This window comes from Rhizobium sp. 01N447_2 (assembly GCF_056399245.1).
In genome coordinates this window covers 26,546-37,424 of the sequence record NZ_JBFTQY010000014.1, presented here as the reverse complement: position 1 = coordinate 37,424, position 10,879 = coordinate 26,546, and the positions used below count along the sequence as shown (strand labels likewise).

General features: G+C 61.5%; 13 protein-coding genes. 8 read left to right on the top strand and 5 right to left on the bottom strand.

Going from position 1 to position 10,879, the window contains the following annotated elements; translation table 11 throughout:
- Nucleotides 1-26 precede the first annotated feature (26 nt).
- Complete coding sequence (mnmC2, locus tag AC1ECN_RS11260) at nt 27-770, bottom strand: tRNA (5-methylaminomethyl-2-thiouridine)(34)-methyltransferase MnmC2 (protein ID WP_024319461.1); 744 nt, start codon at nt 768-770, stop codon at nt 27-29.
- Here mnmC2 and AC1ECN_RS11255 point away from each other — a divergent pair.
- The 8 genes from AC1ECN_RS11255 to AC1ECN_RS11220 all read left to right on the top strand — a co-directional run bounded on the left by AC1ECN_RS11255 (nt 769) and on the right by AC1ECN_RS11220 (nt 6,270).
- Nucleotides 769-1,947 (top strand): NAD(P)/FAD-dependent oxidoreductase, encoded by a 1,179-nt coding sequence (locus AC1ECN_RS11255; protein WP_130672955.1) that lies wholly within the window; start codon nt 769-771, stop codon nt 1,945-1,947. The genes mnmC2 and AC1ECN_RS11255 overlap by 2 nt on opposite strands.
- Nucleotides 1,948-2,061: 114 nt before the next feature.
- Complete coding sequence (locus AC1ECN_RS11250; RefSeq protein ID WP_018481554.1) at nt 2,062-2,769, top strand: DUF1045 domain-containing protein; 708 nt, start codon at nt 2,062-2,064, stop codon at nt 2,767-2,769.
- A gap of 115 nt (nt 2,770-2,884) precedes the next feature.
- Nucleotides 2,885-3,808 (top strand): allantoinase PuuE, encoded by a 924-nt coding sequence (gene puuE / locus AC1ECN_RS11245; RefSeq protein ID WP_024319463.1) that lies wholly within the window; start codon nt 2,885-2,887, stop codon nt 3,806-3,808.
- Nucleotides 3,808-4,308, top strand: a complete 501-nt coding sequence (gene uraD / locus AC1ECN_RS11240) for a 2-oxo-4-hydroxy-4-carboxy-5-ureidoimidazoline decarboxylase (RefSeq protein WP_018495258.1) — start codon at nt 3,808-3,810, stop codon at nt 4,306-4,308. Before puuE ends, uraD begins: the two co-directional genes overlap by 1 nt.
- Nucleotides 4,305-4,667, top strand: a complete 363-nt coding sequence (locus AC1ECN_RS11235; protein WP_018073857.1) for a HepT-like ribonuclease domain-containing protein — start codon at nt 4,305-4,307, stop codon at nt 4,665-4,667. Before uraD ends, AC1ECN_RS11235 begins: the two co-directional genes overlap by 4 nt.
- Nucleotides 4,668-4,672: 5 nt before the next feature.
- Nucleotides 4,673-5,173: an ureidoglycolate lyase gene (locus AC1ECN_RS11230; protein ID WP_018073858.1), complete on the top strand. Its 501-nt coding sequence runs from the start codon at nt 4,673-4,675 to the stop codon at nt 5,171-5,173.
- Nucleotides 5,170-5,526, top strand: a complete 357-nt coding sequence (uraH, locus tag AC1ECN_RS11225) for a hydroxyisourate hydrolase (protein WP_018073859.1) — start codon at nt 5,170-5,172, stop codon at nt 5,524-5,526. Before AC1ECN_RS11230 ends, uraH begins: the two co-directional genes overlap by 4 nt.
- A 3-nt stretch (nt 5,527-5,529) precedes the next feature.
- On the top strand, nt 5,530-6,270 hold the full coding sequence (locus AC1ECN_RS11220; RefSeq protein ID WP_130662043.1) for a metallophosphoesterase family protein: 741 nt from the start codon (nt 5,530-5,532) through the stop codon (nt 6,268-6,270).
- A gap of 135 nt (nt 6,271-6,405) precedes the next feature.
- Here AC1ECN_RS11220 and AC1ECN_RS11215 read toward each other — a convergent pair whose 3' ends face one another.
- The 4 genes from AC1ECN_RS11215 to AC1ECN_RS11200 all read right to left on the bottom strand — a co-directional run bounded on the left by AC1ECN_RS11215 (nt 6,406) and on the right by AC1ECN_RS11200 (nt 10,824).
- Nucleotides 6,406-8,160: a flotillin family protein gene (locus AC1ECN_RS11215; RefSeq protein ID WP_018073861.1), complete on the bottom strand. Its 1,755-nt coding sequence runs from the start codon at nt 8,158-8,160 to the stop codon at nt 6,406-6,408.
- Nucleotides 8,157-8,804 carry an OB-fold-containig protein gene (locus tag AC1ECN_RS11210; RefSeq protein WP_018495253.1) on the bottom strand — a complete coding sequence of 216 codons (648 nt, stop codon included), beginning with the start codon at nt 8,802-8,804 and terminating at the stop codon, nt 8,157-8,159. The genes AC1ECN_RS11215 and AC1ECN_RS11210 overlap by 4 nt, the downstream gene beginning before the upstream one ends.
- 5 nt (nt 8,805-8,809) lie before the next feature.
- Nucleotides 8,810-9,967, bottom strand: coding sequence for a PspA/IM30 family protein (locus AC1ECN_RS11205; protein ID WP_130662041.1), 1,158 nt, complete (start codon nt 9,965-9,967; stop codon nt 8,810-8,812).
- A 245-nt stretch (nt 9,968-10,212) separates the two neighbouring features.
- Nucleotides 10,213-10,824, bottom strand: coding sequence for a CDP-alcohol phosphatidyltransferase family protein (locus tag AC1ECN_RS11200; RefSeq protein ID WP_018495251.1), 612 nt, complete (start codon nt 10,822-10,824; stop codon nt 10,213-10,215).
- Nucleotides 10,825-10,879 lie beyond the last annotated feature (55 nt).

Here is a 10,879-nt window from a genome sequence, read left to right as displayed (position 1 = left end):
AAAGGACGCTGTAGCACTTTGAATGGCTACTGATCTGCACGCTGATCGGGTGATGCCTTGATGCCGCAGAGCATTTCGCGCTTGCCGGCAAAGCCCTTGCGGCGCTCGACGGCGAAGCCCGCGGCGATGAGGTTGCGGCGCACGAAGCCGGCCGCCGCATAGGTGGCGAAAGTGCCGCCCGCTGCGCTTTTCTCACAGACGAGCCGCATCAACTGCTCCGACCACATATCGCTGTTGCGCGACGGAGCGAAGCCGTCGAGATACCAGGCGTCGAAGCCGGGCTTGGCTGCCGCGACGCCGTCCAAGGCATGGCCGCAGACGACGCTGAGCGTCGTCTGACCATCGAGATCGAGCGAGATGGTATCCGTGGGTGTTTGCGGCCACGTCGCCGTCAGCGCCTCGCGTTCGGCATCGATCTCCGGCCAGTGCGACAGCGCCCGGCCGATTTCTTCGCTGCGCATCGGGTGGAGTTCGAAGGAGATGAAATGCAGGTGCTGGCTGTCTGCACGGTGGAGTTTCCATTGCCGCCAGGTTTCGGCGAAGTTCAGGCCGGTGCCGAAGCCGAGTTCTCCGATCAGGAATTTCTGCCGCCCGTTCCAGCGCTCCGGCAGGCCATTGCCGGCGAGAAAAACATGGCCGCATTCCAGCCGCCCATCGGTCTGGCAATAAAAATGATCGCCAAAGGCTGTGGAATAGGGCATATCGCCGTCGCGCCATTCGAGCGGCTGCGGCGCGCCCGCGCCAATCTGATCGGGGTTCACATCTGTCATGGAAAAAGCCGATAGTCCTGCGCCGGTCTCAGGTCAATCGTCCTACGAATTGCTGATCGTCGGCGGCGGCATCATGGGTCTCTGGGCGGCCGTCCATGCCGAGCGCCGGGGCATCCGTACTCTTGTTACTGACGCCGGCAGATTGGGCGAAGGTGCAAGCGGCGGCTTGCTTGGCGCGCTGATGCCGCATATGCCGGACCGGTGGTCTGAGAAGAAGCAGTTCCAGTTCGATGCACTGGTCTCGCTCGAAGCTGAGATCGCCGCGCTTGAAGCCGAAACGGGGCTTTCCGCCGGTTATACCAGGTCCGGGCGGGTGATCCCGCTGCCGAAGCCGCATCTCAACAAAATAGCGCTCGGTCACTCCCGGGATGCCGAACGCCATTGGCGGGCGGGCGACCGCCGTTTCTACTGGCATGTGCTCGACAGGCCTGATGTGGACGGCTGGATCGAGGCGTCTGTCGGCGAGAGTGGCTTCGTGCACGACACGCTCGCTGCCCGCGTGGCGCCGCGCTCGCTGATTGCGGTGCTCGTCGCTTTCCTGCGGCGAGCAGGGCATGTGCGAATTGGAGAGCATGCCGGGATCGCCGATCTCGATCCCGATCGCGGCACGGCCGAAATAAACGGTGAAACCATCGCTTTCGGTCACTGCATCCTGGCTGCCGGTCATCAATCCTTTCCGTTGTTGCAAGGCCTGACGGCGGGGCTGAAACAACCGCTTGGCCAGCCGGTCAAGGGGCAGGCAGCGCTATTGAAAGCCGATATCGACCCGGCGCTGCCGACGATCTTCTTCGACGGGCTCTATGTCGTCGCGCACGAGGGCGGGCACGCGGCAATCGGCAGCACCAGCGAGAACCGTTTTGAGGATCCCACCTCGACCGACGCCCAGCTCGACGTGCTGATCGAGGCGGCGCGCGGCATCGTGCCGACGCTTCGCGATGCCCCCGTTGTCGAGCGTTGGGCGGGGCTTCGCCCGAAGGCGATCGACCGAGATCCAATGATCGGCCGCCATCCCGATCACCGGCGCCTGATCGCGCTGACCGGCGGCTTCAAGGTCAGCTTCGGGCTCGCCCACAGGCTGGCGGAGGCGACGATATGTATCGCAGGCGATACAGACTGCGGATTTTTGCTGCCGGAAAGCTTCGCTATTTCAAGCCACATCGCGGTGGCTTCACGTTAAACGTGAATTCGGCGCCGCTGCGTTTCGTTATTCTGTCATGCAAATCACCTATCTGCTTGCGCATTGACGGCGCCGGATCTGGACGGCGCTCATTTCCTTGATGGAGGAAATTGCATGCGCTATGCCATTTGCTTCACGCCCCCGGCGAGCGACCCGCTGTCGCTCGTGGCCGCCAATTGGCTTGGCCGAAATGTGTTTTCGGGCGATATGATGGAGCCTCCGGCAGTTCGTGGCCTCGGCATTCACGAGATCGCCTTCCATACCGCCGTGCCCCGGCGCTACGGTTTTCACGGCGTTTTGAAGGCGCCGTTTCATCTGTCCCACGACATGTCCGAATCGCAACTCCTGCGCGATTTGATGCGTTTTTCCGGGACTTTCGTTCCCTTCCAGATTCCGCGTATCGAAGTCGCCCGGCTCGGCAATTTCTACAGCCTGCTGCCGAGTGTTCCCTGCGAGCAGATCCAGTATCTTGCCTCGGCGCTGGTGCAGGAATTCGATCGTTTCCGCGCACCGCTCAGCGAGGCCGAGATTGAACGCAGCGATCCGGACGGGCTGTCGGCGACGCAATTTGCCAATCTGCATCGCTGGGGCAATCCCTATGTGATGGAGGAGTTCCGCTTTCATATGCCGGTGACGGGCCCCGTCAACATGATCGATATGCCGCGCATCGAGCCGGTGCTGCGGACGATCTTCGAGCCTGTCCTGAGCGAGCCTGTCACGGTTTCGAACGTGGCGCTGATGATCGAGGAGGGCACGGGCGGCCCTTTCCGCGTTCATTCGCTGCATCCGATGGGTAAGGTCAGCGCGCGCAGGATCGCCTAAGGATGCCGATGAGCTAAGGCCTTGCGCTGCCAAGACAAAATCTGGTCGAGCAGTTTCCGTCTCGACATTCCGGCTGCGGATGCTACCGTTCCCCGTCTTTTCAGAAGGTGATTTGATGGTATCCGAGACTTATCCGCGCAATCTCGTCGGTTACGGGCGTCTGACGCCCGATCCGAAATGGCCGGACGAGGCACGCATCGCCGTGCAGTTCGTCATCAACTACGAAGAAGGCGGCGAAAGCTCGATCCTCGACGGCGATGCGGCTTCCGAAAACCTGCTGTCGGAGATCGTCGGCGCGGCCGCCTGGCCAGGACAGCGCAACCTCAACATGGAATCGATCTACGAGTATGGTTCGCGTGCCGGCTTCTGGCGGCTCTGGCGAATGTTCACCGATCTCAAGGTGCAGGCGACCGTCTACGGCGTGACGCTGGCGATGGCCCGCAACCCCGAGGCCGTTGCCGCGATGAAGGAGGCCGGCTGGGAGATCGCCAGCCACGGCTACCGCTGGCTGGAATACAAGGATTTTCCCGAGGATCTGGAGCGCAAGCATATCCTCGAAGCCGTGCGACTGCACACCGAACTCACCGGCGAGCGGCCCTACGGCATGTACCAGGGCAAGCCTTCCGACAATACGCTTCGACTGGTGCAGGAGGAGGGCGGTTTCCTCTATTCCTCCGATTCCTATGCCGACGACCTGCCTTACTGGGTGAAGGGCGTCGACGGGAAACCCTTCCTGATCATCCCCTATACACTCGAAACCAACGACATGCGTTTTGCAACGCCGCAGGGCTTCAACGCCGGCGATCAGTTCTTCACCTATCTGAAAGACGCCTTCGACACGCTTTATGAGGAAGGCAAGGCCGGCAGCCCGAAGATGATGTCGGTCGGCCTGCATTGCCGCCTCGTCGGACGTCCCGGCCGGGCAGCGGCGCTGAAACGCTTCATCGAATATGTGCTGAAGCACGACAATGTCTGGATTCCACGCCGCATCGAGATCGCCGAGCATTGGCACAAGCACCATCAGCCGGAAGCGCTCTGATGGTGTCGCGCGAGGATTTCGTCTCCCGCTTCGGCGGCGTCTTTGAACATTCGCCTTTCATCGCCGAGCGCGCCTATGACGCTGGCCACGTGACGGGGCCGCTGACGGCGGCCGGCGTGCATGCGGCCCTTGCCGCCGTCTTCCGGACGGCAAGCCCACAGGAGCGCCTCGGTGTGCTCCGCGCCCATCCAGATCTTGCCGGGCGCCTCGCAATATCAGGCGAACTCACCGAAGACAGCCGGAAGGAACAGTCCGGCGCCGGTCTCGATCGCCTGAGCCCGGCCGAACATGCCCGCTTCACCGAACTCAATTCGTCCTATGTCGAAAAATTCGGCTTTCCCTTCATCATCGCCGTCAAGGGACTTGGCAAGGACGACATCCTGTCGGCCTTCGAAACACGCATCGGCAACGGGCAGGACGAGGAATTCGCGACCGCAACGGCGCAGGTCGAAAAGATCGCGCTGCTGCGCCTCACATCGATGCTGCCGGAGGCTGAATGAGCGAGCGGCGCGCTGTCGATTATCTCAACGATATGCAAGAGGCGGCATCCGATGCGCTGCTCTTTGTTGGAGGAATGGATGGGGAGGCGTTCGCCGGGGATAAACTGATCTTCAAGGCGGTTGCCTTCTGCCATTTCACCATCGGGGTGGCGGCATCCCGTCTGCTGGTGACATATCCGGCATTTGCAACCGAGCATCCCGATTTGCCGTGGACGAAAATCTGCGGGACGGGCAACCGAATCCTCGACGACGTCTTCGATCTCGATCCCTCCGACATCTGGGAGGCGACGCAGCGCACGCTGCCGGAGCTTCTTGCCGCGATCGATGGCGTCCGCAACTGGCATGCCCAAGGCGAGTAAGGTAATTGACTGAGCTTCTCGACGTCCGCCCGCTCACCAGATCCGTCTTTGCTCCCTTCGGTGAGGTGATCGAAGCCGATCCGGCCTCGATGCGGCTCATCAATGGTGGCACGACGGAGCGTTTTCATGCGCTGGCCGCCACTGAGGCGACGGGTGAGGGCGCACGCGTCATCATCAACCTCTTTCGTGGCCAGCCGCGCAGTTTCCCCTATGACGTCGGCATGATGGAGCGCCATCCCTTCGGCAGCCAGAGTTTCTCGCCGGTCTCGGGTCGTCCCTTTCTCGTCATCGTCTCCGAGGATGAGAACGGCCGCCCGGGCAGGCCGCAGGTGTTTCTCGCGCGCGGCGACCAGGGTGTGAACTACCGCCGCAATGTCTGGCATCATCCGCTGATGGCGCTCGAGCAAGCCTCAGATTTCCTGGTCGTCGACCGCGACGGGCCGGGCAATAATCTGGAAGAATACTTCTTCGAAACCCCTTTCACGATCAACGAGCCAGACCCATGACCGGACTGACCACGCATGTTCTCGACACCGCCCTCGGCAAGCCCGCCGAGGGCCTGAGGATCGATCTTTTCCAGCTCGACGGCGAGATCCGCAGACATCTGAAGACGGTCGAGACCAATGCCGACGGCCGGGTTGATGGCGGCCCCATCCTCGTTGGTGAAAGTTTCCGTGCCGGCATCTATGAACTGGTCTTCCACGCCGGCGATTATCTGAGGGCCAGCGGCACGCCGCTGCCGCATCCCGCCTTCCTCGATCTCGTGCCGATCCGCTTCGGTATTGCCGACGTCGCGGCGCACTACCATGTGCCGTTACTGATATCGCCTTATGGCTATTCCACCTACCGAGGGAGCTAAAAAATGCGGTTTGCGGCAATTGCCGATATCCACGGAAACCATCTGGCGCTCGAGGCCGTGCTTGTGGATATTCGTGAGCAGGGGATCGATGAGATCGTCAATCTCGGTGATTTCTTCAGCGGCCCGCTCGAGGCCGGCAAGACGGCAGACTTGCTGATGCCGCTCGGCCTGACCTCGGTCCGTGGTAATCACGACCGCTACCTGATCGAACAGGACCCGGCGGCAATGCATGCTTCGGATGCCGCCGCTTACGGTCAATTGTCGTCGTCTCATCTCAATTGGATACGAAGCCTGCCGTTCGATACCGTCTATCGCGGCGAGATCTATCTCTGCCACGCAACGCCGAAGGACGACAATCTCTACTGGCTGGAATCGGTCTCGCCGGAGGGCTTCGTCTTCCTGAAGCCGATCGAAGCGATCGCGGCACTGGCCGAAGGCATCGACCTGCCGCTGATCCTCTCCGGCCACAGTCACATTCCCCGCGCTGTCCGGCTTTCCGACGGCCGCCTCATCGTCAATCCCGGCAGCGTCGGCTGCCAGGCCTATGACGACGAGCTGCCCTATTACCACAAGGTGGAAGCCGGCCATCCGCTGGCGAGTTATGCCATTCTGGAAAAGGCGGCGGGCGGATGGACATGGCAGTTCAGAACCGTCGCCTACGACTATATGGCGATATCGGCATTGGCCGCCGAAAGGGGCCGTGCCGACTGGGCAGGCGCGCTGGCAACGGGTTGGGTGAGATAGAGCAGGATGCCGAAAAGTGTGTGCGGTTTTCGGGCGATATCATGCTCTAACTATTTAATTTAGAACAGGATTCAGATTTTAGGCCGAACCGGCCTAAAATCATCCTGTTCTGGTCCAGACCCGCTTGTGCGGTGATCAGTCCTTCTTTGGTGCCGGCTTCGGGGCCGGAGGGATGATCGTTTGTGTCGGGGCTGCGGCCGGTGTTGCCGGCTTTGCCGGGGCTGCGGCGGTTGCAGGTCTTGCTGGTTTTGCGCCATCGAGATTTCCGAGAAGAGATGAGATGGCATCGTCGCCGTCGAAGCCGGCTTCCTTCAGCAATTTGTCGAGGATCGGTTTATTCGCCTGATAGGAGAGGAGCTGGCTGGCCAGTCCTTCGCCGAGCCCGATGCCGTTTCCGCCGGTCGCTCCGTTTCCGCGGCCGAGCATGCCGCCGGTATCGAATATCCTGATATCGGAGATCTTCTCGATCGGCTTGACGGCCTCGGCGAGCGCCTGCGGAATGATGCGGATACGTTCGCGGGTGATCTCGAACTCGATGATAGCAGAGCTCAACTTGTTGCGCGCGTCGTTGAGCAATGCTTCGCTCTCGGCCGCGGCCTTGCCGGTTTCGAGAATGCCCTTGGCCTTGATGATCGCCGCATCCGCCTCGGCGGTTGCGAGCGTCTTGATGGCTTCGGCCTGGTCGCTTGCTGCCTGTTTTTCGGCCTCCGCGCCGACGGTGACGGCGGTTGCTTCCGTCTCGGCTTTCTTGCGCGCATCAATCACGGCAATCTGCTTTTCGCGTTCGGCAATCTCGATCGCCTTGGCGGTGCCGACTTTTTCCTCCGCCGCTATCGCCAGCGCGCGGGCCGTTTCCGCAGCCGCCTTCGCTTCGGATTCTTCGCGGCTCTTGTTGGCAACGGCGATCGCGCTCTCCTGTGCCACGATCTGGAGGTCACGCTTGGCTTCGGTTTCGCGTTGCTGGACGGCGCGGGCGGCGTCGATGTTGGCGCTTTCGCGAGCCTGCTTGGCGGATGCCTCGCGTTCGGCGATCGCCTGTTCGGAAGCGATGCGGGCTTCCTCCTCGGCGCGTTTTGCGGCCTGCTCCTGCTGCGCGGTTTCGGCGCGTGTCGCCGCGGATTTGTTGGCGATGTCTCTTTCCTGGCTGAGTTCGGCCTCTCGCTTCGTCCGCTCGATGGTCAGCGATTGCTGGCGGGCCTCGAGATCCTTCTGGGCGATGGCGACTTCGGTGTCGCGAACGATCTCGTTCCGCTCCTTCTTGCGTCCCTCGGTGATGCGGGTCAATGCCGCCAGGCCTTGTGCGTCGAAGAAGTTGTTGGCGTTGAAATGCTTGATATCGGTCTGGTCGAGGCGTGTCAGCGACACGGATTCGAGTTCGAGACCGTTCGACTGGAGATCGGCGCCGACAGCTTCCTGCACGGCCTTGACAAAATCCATGCGCTGTTCCTGCAGCGCGTCGAGATTCATCGTCGCGGCCACCGAGCGAAGGCCGTCGACGAATTTCGCCTCGATCAAGATGCGGAGGGCCTCGGCGTCGTTGGTGCGGTTGCCGAGTGTCTGAGCTGCAAGCGCAATCGAGGAGGCATCGGGTTTCACGCGCACATAGAACTCGGCGCCGATATCGACGCGCATGCGGTCTTTGGTGATCAGCGCATCGCCTTCGCCGCGGCGAACCTCGAGGCGCAGTGTCTTCAGGTTGACCCGGGCGGTCGAATGGAAGATCGGCAGGACGACTGAACCGCCGTCGAGCACGACCTTCTGGCCGCCGAGACCGGTGCGCACATAGGCCTCATCGCGACTGGAGCGCGTGTAAAGAGAGGCGAGGACAAAACCGATGCCGAAGATCAGAACAATCCCAATGCCGGCTGGTAGAATAACGTCGTACATCATTGCTGCTCCCTGAAAGATTGATTGTTCGCATCGGTGGGGTCGACCGGCGCGGGAATGGCGATAAAGACATTTGCCTTGTGATCGACGAGAAGAACCGAAGCGCCGATCCCAAGCGGAACCTCGCCCTTGGCGGCTCGGGCTCGAAGCACATGCCAGTTTCCGTGCTGATCCTTGACACGGACGCGGCCCGGCAGTCCCTGATCGAGCGGGCCGATCGACACCTCGGCGGTCCGGCCGAGGAAGGCGTCGAGATCGACGGCATAGGTTTCGTCGTGCGGTACGAGCCGTGCCACAGTTCTGCTCGATGCCCTGACCATGGGGATGGTTGCGAGCGCGGCAGGTATGACGGCGATGAAGCTTGGCAGCGGCGCCCAGAAGGCGCTGGCGACGGCCTGCAAGGTAAACCCCGTCATCGCGAAGAAGCCGAGTGTCATCATCAGAAGAATCAGCAGGGGGACACCGCCGAGATTGAGCCAGGACAGGTATGCCAGGATGCCGTCATGGCCATGAACCTCCGGCTTTCCCAGAAATTCCGTCACAGAAAAACCCATGACCATCGCGAGCATCTCGATCGCGGTCAGACCTGCAAGCACGGCGGCGGCGATGGCAAAGGGAGCACATTCGGGTGCGAAGAGAAGGGCCATCGGCGTTACCGGTTATCCGCCTTGAAGCGTGCGAGGCGTGCCTCGATCGCCTGTTCGCGGTGCAACCGGTCGAGTTCGTCCAATTCGGAACTATGGGCATGCTCGCCAGCGGGAACTCCGGTCAGCCGAGAGACTGCCGCGGCAGCGCGGGCAGCATCTGCACCCGGTGCGGGCTGGCTATGACCGGTTGCGGCGTGTTCGGGATGCCTGGCAATGCTGCGCTTGAAATCGGCAAGGCGAGCGTCCGCCTCGCGGCGCGTGGCGAGCACGGCCTGCAAGGCTTTCTGGCCTTCGTCCAGCTGTTCCCTGGCATCGGCCAGTGCCTTATCCAGAGCTGCGATCTGGGATTCGAGATCGATCTGGCGGGCAACGCCGGCCTTTGCCAGGTCATCGCGCTGAGACGAGACAGCGAGGCGGATCTTCTGGTCGAGCGCGTTCAGGTCTTCGACGATTTCGTCCCTGCGGCTCTGGATGCGATATTCCTCGGCGCGCGCCTTGCCGAGATCGGTGCGGGCCTCATCCGCCGCTGCGTCGATTTCGCGGATCGCCTGTTCGATGACGGCGATCTTGTTGACGCCTTCCGCCTTGTCGACCGCCGCATTCGCGATGCCCGCGATCAGACGGCCCATACGTGAGAGAATGCCTTCGTTCGTCATGCTTTCCTCCATCCGAGCGGAATTCGGCGTAACGCCGATGTGAATCTCGTAGCGATCCTGGCCTGCAACGAGGTAGGCCGGAAAAATACTCTCCCATCCCCTGGAATAACCCGCGACATCGAAGGGCACGGCAACACGTCCGTGCACCGTGGCGATCGTCAGGTCCGCGGGGCCTTTGATGGCGAAGAGCTTGTCATCGAGCGGCAGATGCGGTGGATCGGCGGTGACGCCGCGATTGGCGGCGAAATCGCGAAGGCCGAGCGTGACCAGCCTTGCCGGCAAGCCCGTCTGCTCGCGGACGGTTTCATAGGCAAGGTCATGCAGCACGACGAGATTGGCGCCCGTCCTGTCGGTGACGAGGCCGGTCAGGATTTCGATCATCCTGAGATAGGCGGCAATGGTGTCATCAAGCGCCTGCCGGGCACTGTCGTCAGGCGCCAGCGTGTAACGCAGCAGTGATGGATGCGGTGTCTTGCCTGTGGTAGCCATAGGTAAAACATAAAGCACCGCTTTTGTGCTTTCAAGAGGTGGCGCTAAAAATCCAACCTGGACTTAACGTGCGGTTAGGAGGACAGAGGCAGCATCGATTGTCGAGATATGTCGCGAGCCACCGCCGGCGGCAGTGAGCAGCCTGCTGAAAAGAGTTACGGACCCTTGAAGCCTAACGCGTGACCGGCGGCAAAAAGCCTCGATACAGTTCCGAATCACATTTGCCGATGGAAGAACTGGCAGCAGCAGATCGGCTCCGCTCCCTATCGGGCGGCCGTGTGCGCCTCGCGAATACCGGCGCTGATACGGTTGCGGATGGTCCATATGAGAAGTAGAGCCACCACCGCCCAAAGCCACGAAGTCCATGCTGCAAACGTACCGCCAACCGCGACAAAGATGCCGAGCGCGCCGAAAAGCACCGCTCGGTCGCTCTTGCCCAGCGGCCCGTCGTAACGCCGGCTTGCCCCGACCGTTTGACCCAGAACGCCGGTAAATTCCGTCAGCGCCGAGAGGAATATGACGGCCATCGCCGGTACCAAGCCGTTCGGATCGATGAGCGCAAACGGCAAATACAGGGCGACATCCGACACGACGTCACCGATCTCGTTCAGATACGCGCCTAAAATGCTCTTCTGTCCATGTTCGCGTGCGAGCATGCCGTCGATGGCGTTGAGGCCCATGCGCAGGAGAAACCATACAGGCACCAGCAGGAACCAATGCGGAAGCGGGGCGACACTCAGAAAAAGGCCCAATGCAACAGAGACGGCGGCGGCAACTGAAGTCACCTGATTGGCGGTGACGCCTCGTGCCGCGAGGGAGCGCACCAGAGGGCGAAGAATATTTTGAAATCTGGACTTCAATTGATAGACAGACATGCTACCTCAGTGGAATTTCGTGGCATCGGAAAAGTCTATCCCGGCTCGGGCGGTG

Coding starts and splice junctions, on each gene's coding strand:
- AC1ECN_RS11210 (WP_018495253.1), bottom strand. CDS start 8,804: ATGGCCCTTCTCTTCGCACCCGAATGTGCTCCCTTTGCCATCGCCGCC.
- AC1ECN_RS11215 (WP_018073861.1), bottom strand. CDS start 8,160: ATGATGTACGACGTTATTCTACCAGCCGGCATTGGGATTGTTCTGATC.
- mnmC2 (WP_024319461.1), bottom strand. CDS start 770: ATGACAGATGTGAACCCCGATCAGATTGGCGCGGGCGCGCCGCAGCCG.
- AC1ECN_RS11200 (WP_018495251.1), bottom strand. CDS start 10,824: ATGTCTGTCTATCAATTGAAGTCCAGATTTCAAAATATTCTTCGCCCT.
- AC1ECN_RS11220 (WP_130662043.1), top strand. CDS start 5,530: ATGCGGTTTGCGGCAATTGCCGATATCCACGGAAACCATCTGGCGCTC.
- uraD (WP_018495258.1), top strand. CDS start 3,808: ATGGTGTCGCGCGAGGATTTCGTCTCCCGCTTCGGCGGCGTCTTTGAA.
- AC1ECN_RS11235 (WP_018073857.1), top strand. CDS start 4,305: ATGAGCGAGCGGCGCGCTGTCGATTATCTCAACGATATGCAAGAGGCG.
- AC1ECN_RS11250 (WP_018481554.1), top strand. CDS start 2,062: ATGCGCTATGCCATTTGCTTCACGCCCCCGGCGAGCGACCCGCTGTCG.
- AC1ECN_RS11255 (WP_130672955.1), top strand. CDS start 769: ATGGAAAAAGCCGATAGTCCTGCGCCGGTCTCAGGTCAATCGTCCTAC.
- puuE (WP_024319463.1), top strand. CDS start 2,885: ATGGTATCCGAGACTTATCCGCGCAATCTCGTCGGTTACGGGCGTCTG.
- uraH (WP_018073859.1), top strand. CDS start 5,170: ATGACCGGACTGACCACGCATGTTCTCGACACCGCCCTCGGCAAGCCC.